Genomic DNA, 23,911 nt, shown 5'->3' on the forward strand with positions numbered 1-23,911 from the left:
CCATCTCAATGACTTTTGAGATGGCTTGTTTTTTTTCTCTCTTAAATCCTTCACACTTTCTTCACATAATTCCCCTAGAAGTGTGATTTTTTTCACATCAAAATGCAATGGATTTCTATATGATGACTGTAAGAAACACAACAATAAAAAGCGTAGGAGGAGCAAAAATGGCAAATAAAAAGAAGTCAGATGAAAATTTAAAAGGTTCACTCTATGCAGTTTTTGGAGTAGGTATTATCATCATTTTACTTTGGGTGTACTGCTTCGATTTGTTCATTGGACGGTTTTAATCTACGAAGAAGGGACAGAAACATATGCACATACATAAGTATGAGAAATACTGGCTTGTGTTTGGAGTTACCACTTTAGTGGCATTCCTGATCATTCTCGGTATCGGAGCATTTCATCAAGGCTCCCATCCAAACAATGGTAAAAAAACACTAGATTACGAGAAAGTGAAAGAGACAGCACCTTTTGATAATCCAGGTGTCCATAAGGTAGAAGGTAAGGATTGGGATTACGAAGTGGTGGTAATTGCTTCTGCATTCAATTATAATCCTCCACAAATCGAGGTTCCACTTGGTGCAAAAGTGAAATTTATCGCAACAAGCGAGGATGTTATGCATGGTTTTGAGGTTGCAGGTACGAATATCAATATGATGCTTGAGCCTGGCTATATTTCGGAATATGTGACAGAAGTCAATAAGGTTGGCGAGTTTTTAATCGTATGTAATGAGTATTGTGGTACTGGACATACGATGATGCACTCTATGCTAAAGGTGGTGGATTCAAATGAGTCACACTAATTCAATGACAAAAGTGGATCGTCGAGATGCAAAGCTAGCAATGGCACATATTTACGTGGCATTTATCGCATTGTTATTAGGTGGTCTTGCAGGTTTATTACAGGTTTTTGTACGCTCTGGTCAATTTACATTACCAGCAGGCATCGGTTATTATCAAGTACTAACAGTTCATGGTGTATTACTCGGTCTTATATTAACTACATTCTTTATTTACGGCTTCCAAATTGCAAGTGTAAGTCGAACATCTGGTACATTCACTGATACTCAGAGAAAACTTGGCTGGATTGGTTTTTGGTTAATGACTATTGGTACAGCTGCTGCAGCAACGATGGTTTTATTGAATAAGGCAACTGTTCTTTATACATTCTATGCGCCATTAAAGGCACATTGGATTTTCTATTTAGGTCTTACATTCGTCGTAGTTGGTTCTTGGGTTGGCGGCGCAGGTCAAATTTTACGTTATGTCCAGTGGCGCAAAGAAAATAAAGCGAGTGGACAACGCAGCCCATTACTATCATTTATGGTAGTTGTTAATAATTTAATGTGGTTCGTGGCAACGCTTGGTGTGGCAGCTTCTGTTTTAATTCAATTGTTACCATGGTCCTTAGGTTTAATTGAGCGTGTCGATGTGGCATTATCGCGTACCCTTTTCTGGTATTTTGGCCATGCGCTCGTATACTTCTGGTTATTACCTGCCTATATGGTGTGGTACGTGATTATTCCAAAAGTAATTGGTGGGAAAATTTTCTCCGATTCTTTAGCAAGACTTTCGTTTATGCTGTTCTTACTCTTCTCTATTCCTGTAGGGATTCACCATCAGTTAACAGAGCCTGGTATTGATGGTACATGGAAGTTCATTCAAGTTGTTTTAACATTTGCTGTAATCGTGCCTTCTCTCATGACGGCCTTCTCGATGTTTGCAATGTTCGAGTTACGTGGACGTGAATTAGGTGGAAAAGGACTATTTGGTTGGTTTAAAAAATTACCTTGGAAGGATGCTCGTTTCTTCGTACCATTTATCGGTATGGTGTCATTTATTCCAGGTGGTGCAGGCGGAATTGTCAATGCCTCTTATCAAATGAACCAATTAATTCATAATACTATTTGGGTTACAGGGCATTTCCATTTAACGATTGCCACAGCTGTTGTTTTAACTTACTTCGGTGCGGCATTCTGGTTAATTCCACATTTAACAGGCCGTACACTTTCGAAGTCTTTAAATAATCTTAGTAATTTCGCTGGTATCTTATGGGCTACTGGTATGACGATTATGTCTTCAGCAATGCATATTGCTGGTCTGATTGGTGCGCCTCGTCGCTCAGATTACTCAGAATATGGTGGCGCTCAGCAGGCTTACGATTGGATTCCTTATCAAATCGCACAAGCTGTGGGTGGAACAATTCTCTTTATCGCCATCCTTGTGATCATTTATATCGTAGTGAAATTAGCTTGGTTCGCACCTAAAGGCGAAGAGGAATTCCCAGTAGGTGATGTACATGAGCTTAGCGGTCCGACACCAGCTATTTTAGAAAACTTTAAAATATGGCTTGTTATTTTAGTAGCCTTAATTTTATTCGCTTACACAGTACCAATTATCGATATTATTTCGAATTCACCAGCTGGCTCCAAAGGCTATCAATTGTGGTAAGCATCCAAACGCATCTTCCTATAAAAAAGCGATTTCTCTGTAACGAGAAATCGCTCTTTTCACTTTATAATTGATAGAGTTTCGTATATTTTTCTTGTAGATAGTCTGCTAGGTACTTAGCATTTAAGCCTTCCCCTGTCGCTTCTTGTAATAGCTCGAATGGCTTTTTCAATGCTCCATATTGGTGGACCTTGTCTGTTAACCACTCACGAATAGGTAGTAGCTCTCCCTTTTCTAATAGCTCATCAAAGTTTGGAATATCCTTATCCATCGCGTGCTTCCACTGTGCTGCATAAATCATTCCTAATGCATAGGATGGGAAGTAACCGAACATGCCACCTGACACTCACTAAAATGTCTCTCGATGTTGCTTACTCTGAAAATCGTCAAGTAAATCCCTCAATTACTCATAAATTTAAATAGTTGTCCCATAATATCATATTCTTGAGCAGGAATTGCATTAATTAACTTATTATATTTTCCATCTGCCTATGTTCCTTCTTTTCCATATAAAAGTTACCAAGTTACATATACTTCACAAACTTAATCGAATTCTAACATAAACTTCTTGTTGATTAGATTTGTAATAAAGTTTGATTAAATTAACGATATCAACCTTGATATGAGAACAAAACTAAAGAGCAAGTTTTGAAAAAATGATTGTTCAAAGCTTGCTCTTATTTAATGGGATAGATTAAATTTTTTAAAGTTCGATAATTTTTGAAACTCTTGTTGTACAAAGCGCTACGTTAACTCAATTAGTAATTCATTATTTAACCAACGTTTGAAGACTTATTAACACGGGGGCATACACAACTAGTGGAATAAGCAAAATTACTGCACCAATTTTTTTATTCCCCTTTTGTAATAATAAAAGAGTAGTCAAGAAAAATAATGGATAAATAATAAAAGTAATTATTAATACACCATCAACTACTTGATACAATTTTCCTGTAAATGCACTTATGAATGGGATTGAAATCCATTCTAGTACGCAAAATGCAATAACCAATATCCACAACCATTTAAGTGTCACCATAATCACCCCTAAATTTTTAATTGGTCAAAAAAGTAAAAACTATATACGGTTCATCATACATAAGCTACACTACTCAACAATCTGGCCAGATTGTTTAACACAATAGTTCAATTTAAAAATGACTCTTTATTATGTTGAACATTATATAAAAAATATTGATGTAACATGAAATGTAGCTTACTTTCAATCTTGACTTGTAATTTTAGTAGCCTTATTTATATTAGCTTACACAATTCCAATCTTCGAAATTATTTCAAATTCACCAGCGGGCTCAAAGGCTTTAAGCTTTGGTAAGAATATTTTCAAAGCAACAAGCGATTTCTCTAAAATGAGAAATCGCTTGTTTTTCTATAGCTGATATAGCTTTGTATATTTTTCTTGTAAATAATCTGCTAGGTACTTAGCATTTAAGCCTTCCCCTGTCGCTTCTTTCAGCAATTCAAATGGCTTTTTCAATGCTCCATATTGATGAACTTTATCAGTTAGCCACTCTCGAATAGGTAGCAGCTCTCCCTTTTCTAGTAGCTCATCAAAGTTTGGAATATCCTTGTCCATCGCATGCTTCCATTGCGCGGCATAAATCATTCCTAATGCATAGGATGGGAAGTAACCAAACATGCCACCTGACCAGTGCATGTCTTGTAATACTCCCTGTGCATCTGTCTCAGGACGAATACCTAAATATTCCTCATATTTATCATTCCATACCTGTGGGAGATCCTTCGCCTGTAAATCACCATTGAAGAGGTCACGTTCAATTTCATAGCGAATCATGATATGTAATGGATATGTTAGTTCATCTGCTTCAATGCGAATCAATGATGGTTCTACCATATTGATGGCACGTAAAAAATCGGCTAATGCAACATCGCCAAATTGAGCTGGTGAGAAGTGTTGAAGACGCTCATAGTTATGCTCCCAGAACTTTTCATTTCTGCCGACAAAGTTTTCATAAAATAATGATTGGGATTCATGAATCCCCATCGATGTACCAGTAGCTAATGGCAGACCTGCAAGTTTTTCATCAATGTTTTGCTCATACATCGCATGACCACACTCATGAATCGTGCCAAAAATAGCTGAACGGAAATCATTTTCATCATATTTAGTGGTAATACGCGCGTCACCATAATTTAAGCCGATCATAAATGGATGGACACTTTCATCCAAGCGACCAGCATCAAAGTCATAGCCGAGCTGAGTAAGCAATTCTAACGATAATTCACGCTGTGCCTCTCGCGGGAAATGCTTAAATAACATGCTAGTATCAGGTTTATTCGATGAATGAGCAATTTTTTGAACAAGCGTCACAATAGACTCTCGTAATTCACCAAATACTTGATCTACGACATCTGTTGTCATATCTGGCTCATATAAATCTAGTAATGTATTGTATGGAGATCCATTTTTAATGCCCCAATATTGAATGAATTTTTTCTGCCATTGAATGATTTCTTCTAGGTATGGTAGGAATAGAGCAAAATTATTCGTTGCCTTCGCTTCTTCCCAAGCCGTTTCTGCCTTCGATTGAAGAATGACGAATTCTTTGTATTCATTAGCAGGAATTTTTTTATTTTGATCGTAATTCTTTCTTACTTCTTCTACTAAACGTAGTGTTACATAGTCAAGATCAGCTTTTTGTGCCTCTAATGCTGCTAAAAGCTCTCCTAGTTCTTCACTCGTCTGCATATCAAATAAGGAGGCTGATAATGTACCAATTACCTCAGAACGTTGTGCTAACCCCTTTTTCGGTGCACCCGTCCGCATATCCCAATAAATCACATTGAGCGCTTCCTCATAATGCTGCATTTTCTTCACATAGTCTGTAAATTGTTGAACAGTCATGCATTCATCCTCCTTTTCACGTTATTATTTTATCATATTTTCGAAAATTTTGTATATTGCGGACTTTCTAGGATAATCATTCAGAATATTCCTTTTTTATCTTCTCTATTATTTTAATATATTGTCTATCCCCCAATCCATAGTGTGGAAATAGGGAAAATAATTGCTTTAACAGGTCATTTTGGGATAGATGGAGGTGTTTTTTTATATACGTAGTGATCTCATTCTCTTCATTTAAATAGCTGAAAAATAAGTGAATGCCCTGATACATGACAGGTATAAGCGTTGTCTTGGGCAGACGATGGTGCATCAATACTTCCTGATAGACCTCCCCATACGGTCCAAGTTCTATCTCTGTTTCTTCCACTTCATAGGTCATTTCCTTGACCATATAATAATAGACTTTGCCTTGATAGCTTTGTTGCTCTAGGAAAGCGAGGACTGTCAATAAATTCATCTGACAAAACATATCATCTCCAAACCATAAAACAATACATTCAGAGTCATTTGTTAACAATGGCTTTAACGGATTCAATGTCACCTGCTCATATTGCTGTAAAGACACCTCATGCCCTATAGCACGCAGTTTATTAAATTCTTCACTGAAAATCGGACTAATCGTTGGATTCGCACACATCGCTTCATTGAAAGGAACGTAATCGCTGTTGCCCATTAATTGTTGTTTTGCGAACTCCTCATACATCATTTGACCATTTAATACATTCAATAGCTTCTGATCGTATTGCGCATTAATCTTCTCTTGTAATACTTCAATTTTTAATTTCTGAGAAATATCCATCGTCAACCATCCTCCTGTAATCTCAACTTTACAAAGGTTTGTAAAGGTTGAGGGGACTTTCTGTAATCATTCGGACTTATACCAAAGTACCTTTTAAAAGCTCTAGAAAAGGATTCCTGCGATGAAAAGCCGTAGTGAAAGGCGATGTCGATTATTTTCTTTTGGGGATCTTTTAATGCAGTAGTAGAAAGATAGATTTTACGTAGTGATCGATATTTTTTAATCGTCATCCCTGTCGCCTGATGGAATTTAAAAGAACAGTAATAAGGAGAATAACCCATATCCTTTCCTAATTGCTCCAATGAAAATCCTTCTGATAGGTGACGCTCAATCCAATCAATCATCTCCTGTACAATGTTGTTCATCCACATCCCTCCCAATTTCATTATAGTAGAAGCGATAATGATTTTTATGATATAAGTTGTGAATGAAAAAAACTGCAGCAAACTTTAAAGTCTGCTACAGTTTCTGCTCTCATAAATAGAGGAGAGTTTTCTATATAATTGGGGATTTATACTAGCCTTCAAGTCATGTTCGGTTTCCAATCAAACATTTTTTGAGCTATCATGAAGCTTTATTGGAAAGAAAGTTGGGGATCCTTTCGATCCATTGAAAAATAGAGTCTGTTTACTCTATTCAATGTTTTGGCAAATAGCAATTACCTGTTTCACAGCCTCTGCAGAGTGCTGAAGGGCTGTTTGTTCTTCATTTGTTAGGTGCAATTCAATGACAGATTCGATGCCATTGCCACCTAAAATAGTTGGTACCCCTAAAAAGAGATCGTGGTACCCATATTCTCCTTCTAATAGGGCAATAGAAGGGATAATTTTTCGTTGATCTTTGATAATAATTTCAACCATTTGGGCACACGCTGCTGCTGGTGCATAGTAGGCACTACCATTACCTAGTAAGCCAACAATTTCACCGCCGCCTTTACGCGTACGCTCCACGATTTGCTGTAGTCGTTCCTGAGGAATTAGTTTCTCTAATGGAATGCCGCCTGCATAGGAATAACGGATTAATGGTACCATTTCATCGCCATGTCCTCCTAGGACGAAGCCTGATACATCCTCTGGTGCAATGTGAAGCTCCTGCGCAACAAACGTGTTGAAGCGAGCTGTATCTAATACACCAGATTGACCAATGATACGATTTTTGGCAAAGCCTGTTTCCTTATGACACACATACGTCATGGCATCAACAGGATTACTCAACACAACAACAATACTATTTGGAGCATAGTGTTTAATTTGTCTTGAAACCTGTTGAATAATTTTAGCATTTGTTGTGACTAAGTCATCACGACTCATCCCTGGTTTACGTGGAATACCTGCTGTAATGACAACAATATCCGCACCAGCGATATCTTCATATTGACTCGTGCCTTTAATGGACACATTGAATTTTTCGATGGGGCCTGTTTGTAGCAAATCCAAAGCTTTCCCTTTTGTCGGGTTCTCGGCCTCTGGAATATCAACAAGCACTACATCGCCTAATTCTTTCTGTGCTAAAAATAAACTCAGTGTGGAACCGGTGTGGCCTGCTCCAATAACAGCGATTTTATTTTTACGAAATGCCATTATGCCTCACCTCGATTATCTGTCGCTGATGTTGTTTCTGTTGTTTTTTTAGCACGCGTTGCTGCTGGTGCAGAGACAGCCCTTTTCTTTGGTGCCTCTGGTCCTTTAATCATTTTAAAGACATCTTCATCAGGTCTCGGAATGACGTGAGCGCCTAATAATTCACCAACACGCATAGCGGCTGCTTTTCCAGCCTCTACTGCGGCTTGTACAGAACCTACGTCACCCTTCACGACAATCGTCACGATGCCACCATCCACAAACTCTTGTTTGACGATTGTGACGTCTGACGCTTTAATCATCGCATCAGCAGCTTCATAAGAGCCTACTAATCCTTTTGTTTCGATCATTCCAATTGCGCTACTCATTGTCCTCACCTCTCATTACTTCAGTAGAATCAATAATACCAATGACAACTGCATCAATCGGTAACGGATTATCTTTCATGATATAGCGAGATGACCCACCACTTGTAATCAGGACATCATCACCAATACCCGCTCCTATACGATCAGCTGCAACCATTTCTGTGCGAATCGGCTGTTGATTGGAATCAATAGGTTGAATGATTAGTAGCTTTAAACCATTCAGTCCCTCTTCCTTGCGTGTTGCCCATACACTGCCTATCACTCTTCCCATTTGCATGAACTTCACCCTCTTTATGCGACACACATTGTCTAACTACTCTCAACGAATCGTTAATGTTTTATTTAACTCTCGCAGCTTATCATAAGCCAATGCTGTCACAATGGTTTTCTTTGGAACGACAATTTCTTGTGCATCGATATCGAGCACTTCTATTTGTGAAAGTAGCTTTTTGTCATAATGATAGACGGACGGTTGCTCTACTTTCTGTACGACTGGCGACTGCTCTTTCACAGTGATCATAGGTTCACTTACTTGATGATGCACGATTTCTGCAAGCGTTCCTTGTTGAATTAACCCTGCATTTGCTTCATCTGTATCAATATGCATTTCTAAGCGATAGCGCTCTGAAACACGGATAACCACATTCGATAAAATAATTGGGCGAATACCTTCTACCTTAATTTGGACAGATTGCCCATCTACGACTTGGAATCTCGCACTATCCGCTGGGGACATATGAATATGTGCCTGTGCAATAATGAGGCCTTCCTTTAACACAACACTTCCCTTTGGACCAATTAATGTAACAGGACTGGAACCTTGAATATCACCAGAAATTCTTAATGGTGGCTTCAGACCTAATTTCATAGCATCTGTCCAGCTTACTTCCACTTGAGATAAGGAACGAGCGGGACCAAGAATACGCACGCGCTCAATTGACCCTTTTGGACCTGCAATTACTACAGTTTCCTCCGCAGCAAATTGCCCTGGCTGTGAAAGCTCGAATTTCGGTGTGAGCTGATAATTTTCACCAAAGAGCTGTTCCACTTCTGCTTGTGCAAGATGGACATGGCGGGCAGATACACCAATCGGAATTTTACCGTCATGTGGAGGGGAAGATTGATTTTTTAAGACCTGTTGCAGAACTTCTTCCACAATTTTTTGCACTAAATTTTCTTGCATCTTGCCTCCTCCTTACGATGATACTTTTATTAATTTACCCTGTGCCTGCTGTTCGATAAAACCAGCATTTGCTTCATCTGTATCAATGTGCATTTCCAGACTAAAATCATTGGAAACACGTACAACGACACCTCGGAAAGTGACAGGTCGATCACTTACAACTTCCACTGAAACTATTTCATTATTGCGTACTTCCAATGCTTTGGCATCTTCCTCAGTCATATGAATATGCGCTTGCGCAATGATGACTCCCTGCTGGATTTCTATTTCTTTGTCTTGAGAAAGTATTTTAATGCCCGCAGAATTGTCTATATCACCTGATTGGCGTAAAGGTGGTGTCACTCCTAGCTTCATGGCATCAGTGCGGCTTACCTCTACTTGGGTTGCTGGTCTTACAGGTCCAAGGACACGGACATTATGAATAACGCCTTTAGGTCCCTCAATAGAGACGCGCTCTTTTGCAGCAAATTGCCCTGGCTGTGATAAGTCAAAATCTTTCGTTAGAGTCGCATTTGGGCCAAAAAGTGCTTGTAAATCCGCTTCACTTAGATGGATATGACGAGCCGAAATGGCCACTGGAAAAGTTTTTATTGCTGTTGTCATGTTAGCCACCTCTTTATTTTATGGATTGTATTATCAGAACAAGTTGGAGAGCTGTTCTAAAGTTAGATCCAGCTCTCCTCTATAAATGGTAGTTATTTTTCCATCTATAGCGTTGGGAATTTTCTATCCAAAGAATATGAAATTATGCTTCTGCTTTTGGTAGAATCATTTCTAATTCGTGGTGTGGACGTGGAATTACATGGACAGATAATAGCTCTCCTACACGTTGTGCTGCTGCTGCCCCTGCATCTGTTGCTGCTTTTACTGCACCTACATCACCACGTACAAGAACTGTTACGATCCCGCCACCAACATGAACTTTTCCTACTAGATTAACGCTTGCTGCCTTTACCATTGCGTCTGCTGCTTCAATTGCTCCTACTAAACCTTTTGTTTCTACCATTCCTAATGCTGTACTCATTTGTCATTCCTCCAAATAATTTATTTATTTTGTAATGTGATTTGTTTTAATACTTGATCGACAATTTGTTGAACCATTGTTGTATCTAGAGCAGGCTCTTGTGAAACTACCGACTCAACAACGGACTGTACTTCGAATTCCGGTTTTGGCACTTCGACATCTTTAATGCCATACGCCATACGTTTGATATTTAATAAATGTCTTGCTGTAATGTTGTCTGACGTAATATTGCCGCCAAATGTCCCACAGCCTAATGTAAAGGATGGCGCTAAGCCCGTTGTGCCACCTACTGCACCAATTGAGGATAATGTATTAACCACAATCCGTGATACTGGTAATTCAACAGAAAATTGCTCTGCTAATGCTGCATTTTCAGTGTGAATTGAGCATGTATGTCCGCGTCCTCCAATATTTAGTAGGTCAATCATCACCTGCTTGGCTTCTGTACTGTTTTCCACAATATAAAGCGCAAAGATTGGTGATAGTTTTTCAAGAGAAAACGGAATATTTTTACCAATCATTGTTTCTAAGCCCACAAGAACTTTTGTATCGTCTGGTACTGTAATACCAACAGAATCTGCTAGGCAAGTAGCTGATTTACCGACAATCTGGGGATTTACTTTCCCAGGAACTGGCGAGATCAATTTTTCCATTTTAGCTTTTTCTTCGGCATTTAATAGATAGGCACCATTTTTCTTTAATTCTGTTTGCACTTGCTCTGCAATCACCTTATCCACAATAATGGCTTGCTCTGTTGCACAGATTGTGCCATTATCGAATGATTTACTTTGCACCAATTGACGTACAGATTTTTGAATATTAGCCGATTTTTCAATGTAAGCTGGTACATTTCCTGGCCCAACCCCATAGGCAGGTTTGCCAGAGCTATAGGCCGCCTTTACCAATGCACCACCACCCGTAGCTAAAATTAAATGAATGTTTGGGTGCTTCATTAGCTGCTGTGTTGCCTCCATGGAGGACATTGTTAAACATTGTAGTAATCCTTCTGGCGCACCTGCTTTTTCAGCAGCTACTCGACAAATATCCAAAGCCTCTTTTGTACATTTCACTGCATATGGGTGTGGACTAAGCACTAAACCATTTCTCGTTTTTAAAGAAATAAGTGTCTTAAAGATCGCTGTAGAGGTTGGATTTGTTGTTGGTACGATACCAGCAATGACACCGAAAGGACTTGCAATTTCGGCTACTTTTTTCATCCGATCATAGCCCACAATACCAACTGTTTTTAATTCTTTAATATCTTCATAGACATCTCGTGAAGCTACTTCATTTTTCATCTTTTTATGGTTAGGAATACCCATTCCTGTTTCTTGCACAGCCATTTTTGCTAAACGATCTGCTTCCTTAAAGGCAGCATCCGCGACAGCCTTTACAATGTTGTCTACTTGTTGCTGAGAAAATTGCATATAGGCAGCCTGTGCTGTATTAGCATGTTTAACGGCATCTCTCATTTCCTGAATCGCTAATAAGTCTTTGTCTAATGTGGCCATAAAGCCGCCTCCCTTCTAGATCACTGGGTTTCTAGCTATATTTTCAATAGCTTCTCTGAATGCATGTGCCGCAGCCTCGCATGAAGATTGACTGCCAGTTAATAAGCCGCCCCCAAAATTGGTTTCAGATGGAGGACCAAAGAAAACCTTTAGCTCAACATCTGCAGCCTTTAATGCTGCATCTAATCCAACAACTGCCTCAAGCGGCGGTGCGATTAAATAAGCAAGTGGGGTGCCAACTTTTACATCTGCAAGCTCAGCAAGATACGTCCCACAGCTTGCCACGGTATGGGCAAACAAGGCATGATTGTCATTATTATTAATGGCTTCAAAATACGTATCAAATTCAATTTTTTGTTGAATGGCATCAAGACCACTACGAATTTCATCAGGTGAGCTTCCAGCAATAATGCCAATCACTTCACCTGACAATGGACCAGATGCATGTGCCGCTCCCGCATAAAAGCTTTTTGCATAGACAACATCGACATCTGCCTTTTTCGTCGCCTCGTCTAAGGCTACGTAGCCAACATCGTCGATTGTCAGTGTGACAAGCCCAATGCTATGATGATGTGGCTTTAAATCTAACTGCTCTGCTAGTTCACTGTTGACTCTTGGAATGGTTTGCATCGCCAAGATTTGCGCCATAATTTTTTGAGGATACATATTTCAGCCTCCTAACCTTCTTTTGCGACAAGCTCTACGCCACTTGCCTGATAATGCAGGATTTTTTCTACGACTGTGCCAAGATAAGCGCCCGCTTCTAATGGTGGGATACCACCCTTATGGATATTTGAAATTACCATACGTTCCGCTTCCACTGTCCCAATTCTTGGCTTGTAGCATAAATATGCACTCATTGATTCTGCCGATACGAGCCCTGGACGCTCACCAATTAGGTAAACAATAACCTCTGCCTGTAGCAGCTCACCAATCTCATCCATTAAAGCAACACGCCCTTTATCGATATAGAACGTAGTACCGATGTCAATATTTAAATTGCTAAGGCTTTGCTGAAGGGCTAAGTAAACATCTTGAACATTCTCTTCAATCGCACTTGCACTCAAGCCATTCGAGATAATAATCTGAACCTTTGGCTGTGGTTTACATTTTTGCTGAATCAATGCCTTTGATTCCTCTGATAAACGACGCCCTAAGTCAGGTCTTGTAATGTATTCCTCTTTATCTGTGACTTTCGTTGTGACCTGAAAGACATCAAGCTTTTGTAAAAGATCTTCTGACACTTCGCCATACACAGCATCTACCGCAGCAGCATGATCGAGTCGGAATTTTAACCAGGTTTTCGTTTTCGGTCTTGTCCCCGCTCTCCCTACACCAATACGAGCAGGTGTATGTTTCTTAGCAGCCTGTACACTTTCAGTTAACGATTCTTCCTCAAACTGAAAGGGCTTGATGGGCACAGCGTCATTTACTGGTTGGTTGAAAGTAGTAGAAGCAAACGTTGTTACTTCCTGGGGAGCTCCATGCTGATACAGCTGAATTAATGGCTCCTGTGATGTTGCTGTAGCTTCTGTTGTTCCTGAAGAACGATTTTCCACTTTATCATAAAACTTAATAAGTGGTTGTTCTGTTGAAGTAGCAGCTATTTCAGGTGCTTGACTACCAGTACTTTTCTCCATCTTCTCCATGACAAGCTGTGTAATCATTGAAACTAATTGATCATTCACTTGACTCACCTACCTTTCAAAAATGGATAAATCGCCAGCTCTTGCTGACAGTCGACCATTTTCATAAATGCCCATTTTCTCTAACCATGCTAAATACTCTGGTGCTGGTTTTTTACCAAATGTTTGGAGTAATGTAGCCACATCATGGAAGCTCATCGATTGATAGTTGAGCATCACATCATCGCCCATTGGCGCAGCAATAATAAAGTTAACGCCAGCAGCTGTCAGCAATACACTTAAATCTTCCACATCATTTTGGTCTGCCTTAATATGGTTGGTATAGCAAATATCTACCCCCATAGGAATACCATGCATTTTGCCCATGAAATGATCTTCAAGACCTGCTCGAATTACTTGTTTATTGTTGTATAAATACTCTGGGCCAATAAAACCAACTACTGTGTTCACAATATAAGGATTAAAATGTCTAGCAAATCCATAATTGCGCGATTCCAGTGTTACTTGGTCAATGCCCATATGTGCCTCTGCCGATAGTTCTGAGCCTTGACCTGTTTCAAAGTAGAATAAATTTGGGCCAGTACCTGTTCCTTGTTTTTTAATGAGCTCCTCTGCTTCTCTTATTAAATCAGCAGATATACCGAACGAACGGTTAGCAATTTCTGTCCCTGCGATACTTTGGAAAATCATATCTGCTGGGGCGCCTTGTTTAATTGCCTTCATCTGTGTTGTAATATGAGCCAATACACAGTTTTGCGTAGGAATAGACCAATCATTGATGAATTCCTTTGTAGCCGTAAGTACTTTTTTGACACTTTCAACTGAATCATCTACAGGATTAATGCCGATAACAGCATCCCCAATACCATAGGACAGTCCTTCTTTTAGAGAGGCGATGATGCCATCAATATTATCTGTCGGATGATTTGGCTGTAGACGAGATGACAGCGTCCCTTTTTGACCAATCGTAATATTACACGTTGAAAGTATTTCAACTTTATTGGCTGCGTGAACAAGATCTAAATTGGACATTAGTTTTGTAACAGCAGCAATAATCTCGGAATTCATCCCTTTACTTAAACGCTTTAATTCACGATCACCCGTGTCATTTGATAAAATGTATTCACGTAGCTGCTCGATGCTCCAGTTTTTGATTTCTCCATATATTTGCTCATTAATATCGCCCTCAATAATGCGTGAAACCTCATCATTTTCTTGTGGCACTAATGGATTTTCGCGGATATCTTTAACTAAAAGCTCACTTAATACTGCCTTTGCTGCGATTCGTTGTTGAACCGTCTCAGCGGCAATACCTGCTAGCTGATCGCCTGATTTTTCTTCATTGGCCTTAGCCATAACATCTTTTAATGATTTAAAATTATATTTTTCTCCACCAAATATCACCGATAAGTTCACATTCATCCTCCTTACTTTGAATGGAAGGCAAGGGTCTTTACCACAACAGGAACAACGCCAGATGGCAGAACCTCTCCAATGTCGATGTAATCGCCCGTTTCCACTTTAATTTGATCGATGCAAATAATTGGTACTGTCGCATTTATGGCTTGTATGGTCTGTCCCATAATCTTTGCATAATCTGATTGAATGACTATGATAATTGGTATGTCCTTAGAGCATCTTGTCGCCAAATGTAGCAAAATGGCCTGACACAATGCATGTACATCCTGAAAGCTTAAATACGGCAATTCACTAAAATAAAGTGCAAATGGCGAACGATTGTCCTCTATAGAAAATAAATCATTTGCTCTCTCTACTGCTGTCTTCACTGTCGAGTTAAAGTCTGTTAAAGGATCTATATGACAATTGAAGACAGGTACATTTTTTAGTGGTAACACTTGTGCATCCACCTGAATGGTTGCCCCACTGATTTCAGTTGTTTGTGTACCAGCACCCGTCACTGTTGCACGTGCTGTTTCCTCTGGTTGTAACCATAAAAATGATTGTAGCTGTTCATGCTGTTGTAGCATTTTCGCTAATTTTTCACCAATATCATCATATTGACGCTGTGTACATTCATTTTCATAAATACAAGAGGCCACACCACCCGTAAAAACAATGGCATCCACAGGTTTATGCCAGTTTGGTAAATGCCCTAGTAATAATGGATGCTTTTCATCTCTGCATTGCCCATGAAGAATCATGGCAAGTGTTTGCACCATTTCTTCAATACAATGTGTCACTCGAATATCTTCGGCCGCATCACCGACCGCTAACGGATTAGCCCATCGTTCCATCAATCGCATGAGTGGCGGAGAAATTGATTGAATCTTGCCATCCTTAAACTCAATCAATCTACCACCAACATGTAAGGTACATGTACCAATGACCTCTCCAAATTGCATAACAGCAATATTCGCTGTCCCTCCACCAATGTCGATATTGGCGATGACTTTGGATGTATTCTTTGATTGCTGTAAAGTACCTGCCCCTTTGGCAGCAATAATGCCCTCTAAATCAGGACCTGCGGTAGCAACTAAAAAATGACCTGCGCCATCTGCAATGGTATGGACAACCTCACTTGCATTTTCCTTCGTGGCTGATTCACCTGTAATGATGATGGCCCCTGATGCAATATCAGATGGAGCAATTTGTGCCAATTGATACTGTTGAGAAATAAATTCCTCTATCTTTTTCATATCAATGATGTCTTTATTGATAAAAGGTGTTCTAATAATTGGACTTTGATGCAACACCGTTTTCTCAATAATTTCAATCCTTGGCACATGTGTTATGCCAGCCACATTCTTTAACAGAAAACTACTGACAACCATTTTTGTGGTACTTGTCCCAATATCAATGCCTGCACTAAATATTTTTTCTGTTTTCACCCTACACCTCCCTCTCGCTACTGTGAGCAATACATGAGATACGGACTATCGCTTTCCTTAACAAATTGTCGAATTTCTTCATTTGTCTTGAGTTGAATCAATGGTTCAATCAATTCAATGCCAAGCTTTTGCCAGGAAGAGGTTTGCACGATAGGGCCCTGCGTCATAACATTTTTTAATAAGGCGGTAGCCCTTTCTACATCTGCATCAGGGGCATCAATCTTGGTAATCACACCTATTTGTATTTTGGGAATCCCTAAGCTGAATTGCGGAGGGAATACACTCCTTGCTGATGTGGCATCCTGCAAGTAAATCACATGCGTTACTTCCAAAGATGTTGCCATAATATTTCTGTAATACATTGGATTTTCAACATATTCACCTGGTGTATCAACAATCCAGTCATCATAAACGAGTGCTTGTGTTTTGTTGGCACTGCTTTCTTTGCCCAACAATGTATTCATCAATGTTGACTTTCCTGCTTGCACACCGCCTATTATCATTACTCGATTTTTCATATGACACATCCTATGATTTTGTTATTTTTGATGGTGTATAGCCTAATACCTCGGATAAAAAACGATTGATTTCTAACATCGCCATTTCTACCTCTGACACACTACCAACAATAACGAGACTACCTGTAAAACGATCTAAAAACCCAAGTTTGACATTGGCAGCCTTTGTTGCTAAGTCCCCTGCAATAATTACCGTTTCACTTGGCGTACAAGTCATAATGCCAAGTGCACCTGCTTCTTGGATACCTAGCTTTTGAAACATTTCTGGATCAGGATTGGCAATAAGGTGACTCAATGTTAGCTGTTTACCCGGCACAAACTCCTGAATAAATCGTTTTTTCTCTTCACTCACACGTCATCACCTCACTTTTTAATCAATTAAGATTTTTGATCTGTTAAATACTCGCCTTCTTTGATAATGCCAGCCTTGCGATCTTCAATTTCCAACCTTAATGCAGTTGGTACTGAAAGCTTATAGGCTAAAATAATCGCAATAACACCCGCTAAAAACTTCCCTGCAATAACAGGTAAAATAATAGTTGGCTGGAAGTTAGCCGTGAATGATAAGTGATCACCTAATAAGAAGGCCGAACATACACCAAATGCAATGTTAATCACTTTGTCTTTTGGTGGCATATGGCGAATGAGTGTAAACATCGCTAAAATATTCGCAATCGTTGCTAAAATCCCAGCACTCCCTACAGAGGATAAGCCTAATTTTTTACCAGCTGCTTCAAGTGGCTTGGAAGCATACTTTCGAATTAGATACACCATTGGGAAGGCACCCGCTAGCATAATCCCGATATAGCCGGCTGTTTCTAATGCTCGGAACTGGTCGATTTCATCAGCCATGATCGGATCGAAGCCCCACGCACCAAAAATCTTTGTAAAAATACCTGTAAAAATTTCAACAATAGAGAACACTAACACCAGTTTAATTCCCGCATCCATTACACGACCGAAGACCATAAAGCCAGTAATCATGCCGTTTGGAATCAGCTTTAAGCCTAGTGCGATTAAGATAACAAAAATGAATAAAGGTAGTAAGTTAATTAATATTTGTAAAACAGAAATGGCAAATACATATGTAGGCGCCTCTGTTGTACTAATGACTTCACGTACTTCTGTGTTGAATAGCACAATCATGATGGAAGAAATAAATGCACCAATCGGGATTGTTAATACGCCAGCCATAATTCCTAGCGCCATATATTTATGATCACGCTTATCCAACATCGCAAGACCCATTGGAATCGAGAATACGATAGTAGCACCTGACATAAAACCAACAACAAGAGCCATTACCCATCCCTCATAAGACTCCTTTAACGCATTGGCTAATTGGTAACCACCCATGTCCGAGGCTAAAATCGTCGTTGCTGCGATCGCAGGATCTGCACCAATTAACTCAAAAATCGGACTAATAAAATGACTAATAAACCATGTTAAGTAAGGTATAGCTGCCATGATCCCTGCTGCTGGAACAAAAATATGACCAACCGTATGAATCCCATTCATAAATTCTTTCCCAATTCCATACTCAGCATCTCGGATAGCTCCGATTGCCCCTAAAACAGCACAAATCATAATAATATAAACGATAATCGTTCCTATCATTGCCATCTTACTCATCACCCCTTTTTTATTTATAAATTTATATAAAAAAAGGCACTTTAAAGAAGAAATCTCTTTAAAGCGCCTTTGCTTCAACTATTGACTTGTAAGTTGTTAATAATTTGCTGTGCAATCTGCACCATTTCCTGTTGTGTTTGCATACTTTCATTGCGAATCTTACGGTAAGCCTCGTCCTCGCTTATATTTTCAGCCTGCATCAGCAAGCCCTTCGCTCGTTCAATGACTTTTCGCTTATCTAATTGTGTTTGCTTATGCAAGATCTCCCCATTGAGACGGTTGAATTTATCAATTTGATGAAAAGCAACCTCTAGCACAGGCAAAACATTTTTTTCAGAAAACGGTTTCATTACATATCCTAATATATTATCCTGCTTCATGTATAGCAACAATTCTTTTTCACTATATGCCGAGATGAAAAGAACAGGTATACCAAGCTGTTGTTCAATAATTTTACTTGCCTTTAAACCGTCAAGTTTAGGCATTTTAATATCCATTAAGATTAACTGTGGTTTATGTAAAAAGGCTAATTCAATGGCAGTTTCTCCATTGTTCGCTTGAGCTACAACTTCGTAGCCGTTATCTTCTAACATAAACTTCAAATCAATCGCAATCAGTGATTCATCTTCGACAATCATAACTTTCCTAGTCATTTACGATAAATACCTCCTCACTTACAGGGAACTGAATCTGAGTATGTGTACCTTCATTACTAGGGATAATTGAAAATGAGCCAGCTAAATCATATTCTACAAGCCTTGTGATAATCTCCATACCAAAAGATGCCTTCACCTCTTGCATTCCAACGCCGTTGTCAGAAATATGAAGCGAAATTGTAGAATCTTCCTGAATGAATTGAATATCGATGATTCCTTCATCACGTCCGATAAACGCATACTTTAATGCATTTTGCAGTAGCTCGCAAATAATGAGTGCTAAAGAGACTGCCTTTTTTGAATGGCAGAATACCCGCAAATTTTCATGATGAAAGGCTAGTTGAATAGTTGCTGTATTAGACGTATCAATCATTTTATGACCAATTTTTTTAGCTAAAGCGATAACGTCTACTCTTTCTTCCGCGTTATCTTCATTTTCTAAAATTAGCTCATAAACCGATGAAATACTATAGATTCGATTTAATGCCTCTTGAAAAGCACTTGCATTCGAAGCAGACAGCTCATTGCGCATTTGCAAACGTAATAGACTTGTCACTGTCTGAAGATTGTTTTTCACGCGGTGGTGAATTTCTCTTATCGCAAATGTTTTCATCATTAGCTCATTTTCTTTCAGCTTAAGCTCTGTTAGATCATGAATAATGAGTAGTGTGACTTTCTCGTTATGACTGCGAATTGGAATTTTCTTCACAATAAAGGATTTACGATCAATCGTAATTTCAAGGAAAAAGACATCGTCGCCTTTATCATAGACCTCCTGTAAAAAAGGTAAGATTTTATCCAATGCTACATTGTCAAAATTTTCTAATCCAGATAGCTCTGAAATAAAATGATAGCCAGCAGGATTACTATAAATCACTTTATTTTCGTGATTTGTGAGAATAATCGACTCTACGAGTAAATCAGAAACAACTGGAATCGGTTGAGAATTTGGTTCAACAATATGCTCAATTAATGCAAAAGGCATATTCTGAAAATCATCCTTCGGTGTCGTTTGCATCTTCACCATTTTTTCCTGAATCAATACAGCAATTACTTGCTGCTGCTCATTAAAAATGGGAATGACATTTTGCTCCACCGTAATGCCTTCCTGCGTAATTGCTCTGGAAATGGATGATTTTTCTTTATGTTTAAACGCAGCAAATACGGCTGGTTCAAAACTTTCAAATACGAATTTTCCGATAACTGATTTTTCGTATAAACCAATCTCTTTCTTTGGGAATGCCTCTGCCACAACGATTGCATGCAGTAAATTCTCCAACAAGCAATCTATGAACATGTAACAATCAGTCAACTCAGCATAATACGTTAGCGTAGCCTCTATTTCTATTAACTTGTCAATATCCGTTGCCGATAGATTTGTATATTTTCTACACAATGATTGAATGTTCGACAGGTTCAAGCCCCCTATCAAGGAATAGTCAGCAAGCAAATTGACTATTCTTAAAAATCTTTGTCATTATTATAAACCTTTTGTGAAATTATTTTCAATACAAAAAATATATTCTTCCACAAGATTTCGTTGCATTACAAAGAACTATATAGCTTAAAAGAGAAATATTCAACAGTTTTTTAAAGAACCATAATTTAACTACGCACATAATGTTATTTTAAAATAGCAAAAAACGAGCTTACCTTTTGGGTAAACTCGCTTTTTTCTACTTGATTTCTGGAACAACTGCTACTATATTTTCAAAGGCTGCACGCTGTTTTTGTTCATCTTCATTTAATAATATGTGAATATCACCATGGTCATTCGATGTCCGAATTAAACGCCCCATCCCTTGCTGCAAGCGTAATTGCATGAAAGGTAGCTCCACCTCTTCAAATGGGTTTTCGGCAAATGTACGTTTCGCATCAAATAATGGGTCCTGTGGAGGAAACGGTAAATCATAAATAATCACACGCGTTAATGCTTCCTTAGGCAAATCTAACCCTTCCCATAAATGATATGAACATAATGTTTTAACTGTTCCTTGCTGGAAGTCTCGAACAATGGCTGATAGCTCTCGATCTCCCTCAAATGCTACATACATACGTTCCATTAGCGGTAATTCCGCCTTGAAGTTTAGCATGGCTTGCTTCGATTTAAATAAAATTAACGTTTGCTCGCCATCACGCAGCAACTGCTGAACACGCGCTGTTTTGTCTCGCTGTGTAAGCTCATGTAAATAGATTTTCATAACCTCTTCATAGTCGAATGGGGATGGTACAGAAAATGATTGGTAATCTCGAATTCCTAAACTATAGGCAATATAAGAAAAGTCTTTATTGACCGATAACGTGGCAGAAGAAAAGACGATTGGAAGCTTTTTAGAGAATAATTTTTCTGCTAAAACTTCTGTGATTAAACGAGGCATAATGACGAGCGTTTCTTCACCATCTGTTTCCTCTAACCAATCTACTGCATCTCCCTGTGCGATGAAAATACGCAATGAAGCCTCATATTGTTCTAAATATTCTTCCGCCATATTTAGCTCATATTCAGGAATCATGTACATTTCTGATTCAAAAACGAATTCCTCCATCAATGTTTCTACATCATCAATTAACTGCTTCCCGTAAGCGAGCAATGTTTTTGATTTGTTTATGCGTTTGCGATCTTCATTAGAAGCGACGATATCATCACGAAGTTGATCAAAAAATAGTTCATGATCATCCTGTAATTTCTCCATTGCATACAGTGTGCGCTCGCGTACACCATCTACCATCAAGCGCTCCAGTAATTGCACAATGGTCGTTGCCTGTACTTTATAGGTCATCGCTTTTTGCGCAGCATACTCCAATAAATGTCCTTCATCCAGCACCATCATTGATACCTCAGGCAGTAATGCTAGCTGACCTTCACGCTCACGAGATTCCTTTGTAGCCAAATGCTCCATTAGAAAATCTTGTGAACAAATAACAAGATCAGTTGATTTTCGATAATGAGAGCGATGCAATGTTTGCCCACAGCGATTACGAAGATCACAAACCGAGCATTGCATAATCGAATTGTAATTAACCTTTTGCCAATCCTCATCACTGACAGTTGGATAATCACTGCGTTCCCCATATGGATGAACAGCAATCATCGAACCCTGTGCATAAACACCATCAGGGATAGAAAAGGCAATATCGTCAATCCATTCATCCGACTCCACTTTTTCTGCTTCCTCAAAGCGTTTTAAGCATAAATACTGATCTCTCGATTTTGCTAGACGAACATCAATATCAAGTCCTAACGTTTTTTGGAGTTTATAAATATCGCCCCCCTCTTTTACAAGTTGGTCGATTAATGTTTCATCTGCACAAGCAATCAACGCAGGTTTCCCTGTGTAGCGTGCATAGGAAATGGCTGGAAGCAAATAAGCGATCGTTTTGCCAGTTCCCACTCCTGCCTCTGCAAAAAGAACATTCTTTTCTTTTAGTGCTTGTTCTATTTGATAAGCCATAAAGATTTGCTCATCACGGCATTCAAAGCCCTTTTCTGGTAATTCATCATAAAGAACATCGCCCATCCAGTCACCTAATGAATCGAAAAATGAACGGTCCTTTGATAATGCAAATGGTAAAGATTTACGCAATTAGTGTTCCCCCTCTAACTATCTGGTGCTATTATACGCGACGAAACGGAAGATAAGAAAAAATCTTATCTTCCGTTACTATTCGTTAATCTCTTTTAGACTTTTGACCCCAGAACTGATAATAATTTGTTTCAATAAAACCATTAAATAATTTACGCTTTTTCGTCGCTTGGCGTCCATATAATTCTTCAAAATTCTTCATGGAGGATAGCATATATACAGACCAAGTTGGATAGTTTTTCATGACCTTCCCAACATCGCGGATCACCTGTTCCACGACTTCCACATCACCAATACGTTCTCCATACGGCGGGTTTCCAATCATGACGCCATCCGTTAACTGTGTTGTAAAATCACGTGCTTGCATTTGCTTAAACGTGATTAACTCTCCAAAGCCTGCTTCCGTTGCGTTTTCTTGTGCAATGCTGACCATGCGGTGATCAATATCGGAGCCAATTATTTCTAATGGCTGATCATAGTTCGCTAAACTCTCTGCTTCATCACGAACCATATCCCAGATTGCAGCTTTCATCCATGGCCAGTCCTCAGAAATGAATTCACGGTTATAGCCTGGAGCTATGTTTTGTCCAAACATCGCCGCTTCCAATGTAATAGTACCAGAGCCACAGAATGGGTCAACAAACGGACGATTTGGATTCCATTTTGAAATTTGTACAAGTGCAGCAGCTAATGTTTCTTTTAATGGTGCCTCACCTTGTGCCTGACGATAGCCACGCTTATGTAGGCCAGCACCAGATGTATCAATCGTTAGTGTCGCCACATCCTTTAAAATTGAAACCTCAATTTTGTAAGTCGCTCCAGATTCATCTAAAAAGCCAAGTCGTTTATAATGCTGTTTCATTCGCTCAACGATTGCCTTTTTGGTAATGGCTTGACAATCAGGTACACTAAATAGTTTCGATTTTACGGACTTTCCTGAAACAGGAAAAGCAGCGTCCACTGGTAAATACTTCTCCCAAGGGAGTGCCTTCACACTTTCAAATAATTGTTCAAACGATTTTGCTGGGAATTGCCCAACGACAATCTTTACACGATCCGCTACACGTAGCCATAAATTGGTACGAGCAATCGCCGTTTCATCACCTTCAAAATATACTTTGCCATTGTCAACGGTTGTTTCATAGCCAAGTGCTTTTACTTCTTGTGCCACAATAGCTTCTAAGCCCATTGCTGACGTAGCTACTAATTGATAGTTTGCCATA

At 39.1% G+C, this 23,911-nt stretch carries 23 protein-coding genes and 2 pseudogenes; 3 read left to right on the forward strand and 22 right to left on the reverse strand.

Annotation, left to right across the window (positions count from 1 at the left end):
- Positions 1-167 precede the first annotated feature (167 nt).
- Genes CD31_RS24025 through CD31_RS10595 form a run of 3 tightly spaced genes read left to right on the forward strand, consistent with a single transcriptional unit; the run spans position 168 to position 2,454 of the window.
- The gene (locus CD31_RS24025; RefSeq protein WP_009370491.1) at positions 168-290 is read left to right on the forward strand and encodes a hypothetical protein; all 123 of its coding nucleotides are present in this window, start codon (positions 168-170) and stop codon (positions 288-290) included.
- 24 nt (positions 291-314) lie between these two features.
- Entirely contained in the window at positions 315-806 is a 492-nt protein-coding gene (locus CD31_RS10590; RefSeq protein ID WP_016991924.1) for a cupredoxin domain-containing protein, read from the forward strand.
- Entirely contained in the window at positions 793-2,454 is a 1,662-nt protein-coding gene (locus CD31_RS10595) for a b(o/a)3-type cytochrome-c oxidase subunit 1 (RefSeq protein ID WP_016991925.1), read from the forward strand. The genes CD31_RS10590 and CD31_RS10595 overlap by 14 nt, the downstream gene beginning before the upstream one ends.
- A gap of 64 nt (positions 2,455-2,518) precedes the next feature.
- Here the strand turns inward: CD31_RS10595 and CD31_RS10600 are convergent.
- From CD31_RS10600 to CD31_RS10710, 22 genes and pseudogenes are all read right to left on the reverse strand, one after another.
- A pseudogene (locus CD31_RS10600) lies at positions 2,519-2,797 on the reverse strand (carboxypeptidase M32); the annotation flags it as partial.
- A gap of 426 nt (positions 2,798-3,223) precedes the next feature.
- Positions 3,224-3,490, reverse strand: a complete 267-nt coding sequence (locus tag CD31_RS10605; RefSeq protein WP_036077509.1) for a hypothetical protein — start codon at positions 3,488-3,490, stop codon at positions 3,224-3,226.
- A gap of 351 nt (positions 3,491-3,841) precedes the next feature.
- Positions 3,842-5,338, reverse strand: a complete 1,497-nt coding sequence (locus CD31_RS10610; protein WP_036077511.1) for a carboxypeptidase M32 — start codon at positions 5,336-5,338, stop codon at positions 3,842-3,844.
- Positions 5,339-5,414: 76 nt separating this feature from the next.
- A pseudogene (locus CD31_RS10615) lies at positions 5,415-6,502 on the reverse strand (helix-turn-helix domain-containing protein).
- 267 nt (positions 6,503-6,769) lie between these two features.
- Entirely contained in the window at positions 6,770-7,717 is a 948-nt protein-coding gene (mdh, locus tag CD31_RS10625) for a malate dehydrogenase (RefSeq protein WP_016991928.1), read from the reverse strand.
- Complete coding sequence (locus CD31_RS10630) at positions 7,717-8,085, reverse strand: BMC domain-containing protein (protein WP_036077518.1); 369 nt, start codon at positions 8,083-8,085, stop codon at positions 7,717-7,719. Before CD31_RS10630 ends, mdh begins: the two co-directional genes overlap by 1 nt.
- A complete protein-coding gene (locus tag CD31_RS10635; protein WP_004269324.1) occupies positions 8,078-8,362 on the reverse strand; it encodes a EutN/CcmL family microcompartment protein in 285 nt (94 codons plus the stop codon). The genes CD31_RS10630 and CD31_RS10635 overlap by 8 nt, the downstream gene beginning before the upstream one ends.
- 42 nt (positions 8,363-8,404) lie before the next feature.
- The gene (locus tag CD31_RS10640; protein ID WP_036077521.1) at positions 8,405-9,268 is read right to left on the reverse strand and encodes a phosphate propanoyltransferase; all 864 of its coding nucleotides are present in this window, start codon (positions 9,266-9,268) and stop codon (positions 8,405-8,407) included.
- Between the two features lie 12 nt (positions 9,269-9,280).
- The gene (locus CD31_RS10645; RefSeq protein ID WP_016991932.1) at positions 9,281-9,871 is read right to left on the reverse strand and encodes a phosphate propanoyltransferase; all 591 of its coding nucleotides are present in this window, start codon (positions 9,869-9,871) and stop codon (positions 9,281-9,283) included.
- A 142-nt stretch (positions 9,872-10,013) separates the two neighbouring features.
- Positions 10,014-10,292, reverse strand: coding sequence for a BMC domain-containing protein (locus CD31_RS10650; RefSeq protein ID WP_004269321.1), 279 nt, complete (start codon positions 10,290-10,292; stop codon positions 10,014-10,016).
- Between the two features lie 20 nt (positions 10,293-10,312).
- A complete protein-coding gene (locus tag CD31_RS10655) occupies positions 10,313-11,803 on the reverse strand; it encodes an aldehyde dehydrogenase family protein (protein WP_052125369.1) in 1,491 nt (496 codons plus the stop codon).
- 15 nt (positions 11,804-11,818) lie between these two features.
- Positions 11,819-12,469, reverse strand: a complete 651-nt coding sequence (eutL, locus tag CD31_RS10660; protein WP_036077522.1) for an ethanolamine utilization microcompartment protein EutL — start codon at positions 12,467-12,469, stop codon at positions 11,819-11,821.
- 11 nt (positions 12,470-12,480) lie between these two features.
- Positions 12,481-13,491 carry an ethanolamine ammonia-lyase subunit EutC gene (eutC, locus tag CD31_RS10665; RefSeq protein ID WP_036077524.1) on the reverse strand — a complete coding sequence of 337 codons (1,011 nt, stop codon included), beginning with the start codon at positions 13,489-13,491 and terminating at the stop codon, positions 12,481-12,483.
- Between the two features lie 9 nt (positions 13,492-13,500).
- Positions 13,501-14,871, reverse strand: coding sequence for an ethanolamine ammonia-lyase subunit EutB (locus tag CD31_RS10670; RefSeq protein WP_008176446.1), 1,371 nt, complete (start codon positions 14,869-14,871; stop codon positions 13,501-13,503).
- Positions 14,872-14,876: 5 nt separating this feature from the next.
- On the reverse strand, positions 14,877-16,298 hold the full coding sequence (locus CD31_RS10675) for an ethanolamine ammonia-lyase reactivating factor EutA (protein ID WP_036077534.1): 1,422 nt from the start codon (positions 16,296-16,298) through the stop codon (positions 14,877-14,879).
- Between the two features lie 17 nt (positions 16,299-16,315).
- Positions 16,316-16,816 (reverse strand): EutP/PduV family microcompartment system protein, encoded by a 501-nt coding sequence (locus tag CD31_RS10680; RefSeq protein ID WP_036077537.1) that lies wholly within the window; start codon positions 16,814-16,816, stop codon positions 16,316-16,318.
- 10 nt (positions 16,817-16,826) lie between these two features.
- The gene (eutS, locus tag CD31_RS10685) at positions 16,827-17,168 is read right to left on the reverse strand and encodes an ethanolamine utilization microcompartment protein EutS (protein WP_004269314.1); all 342 of its coding nucleotides are present in this window, start codon (positions 17,166-17,168) and stop codon (positions 16,827-16,829) included.
- A gap of 26 nt (positions 17,169-17,194) precedes the next feature.
- Complete coding sequence (eutH, locus tag CD31_RS10690) at positions 17,195-18,439, reverse strand: ethanolamine utilization protein EutH (RefSeq protein WP_036077540.1); 1,245 nt, start codon at positions 18,437-18,439, stop codon at positions 17,195-17,197.
- An 83-nt stretch (positions 18,440-18,522) separates the two neighbouring features.
- Positions 18,523-19,101, reverse strand: a complete 579-nt coding sequence (locus tag CD31_RS10695) for an ANTAR domain-containing response regulator (RefSeq protein ID WP_036077542.1) — start codon at positions 19,099-19,101, stop codon at positions 18,523-18,525.
- Positions 19,094-20,524: a sensor histidine kinase gene (locus CD31_RS10700; protein ID WP_036077544.1), complete on the reverse strand. Its 1,431-nt coding sequence runs from the start codon at positions 20,522-20,524 to the stop codon at positions 19,094-19,096. The genes CD31_RS10695 and CD31_RS10700 overlap by 8 nt, the downstream gene beginning before the upstream one ends.
- A 256-nt stretch (positions 20,525-20,780) precedes the next feature.
- The gene (locus tag CD31_RS10705) at positions 20,781-22,688 is read right to left on the reverse strand and encodes an ATP-dependent DNA helicase (protein ID WP_036077545.1); all 1,908 of its coding nucleotides are present in this window, start codon (positions 22,686-22,688) and stop codon (positions 20,781-20,783) included.
- Positions 22,689-22,773: 85 nt separating this feature from the next.
- Positions 22,774-23,910 carry a THUMP domain-containing class I SAM-dependent RNA methyltransferase gene (locus tag CD31_RS10710; protein WP_036077548.1) on the reverse strand — a complete coding sequence of 379 codons (1,137 nt, stop codon included), beginning with the start codon at positions 23,908-23,910 and terminating at the stop codon, positions 22,774-22,776.
- Between the last annotated feature and the right edge of the window lies 1 nt (position 23,911).

This window comes from Lysinibacillus boronitolerans JCM 21713 = 10a = NBRC 103108, assembly GCF_000772935.1.
GTDB lineage: Bacteria > Bacillota > Bacilli > Bacillales_A > Planococcaceae > Lysinibacillus > Lysinibacillus boronitolerans.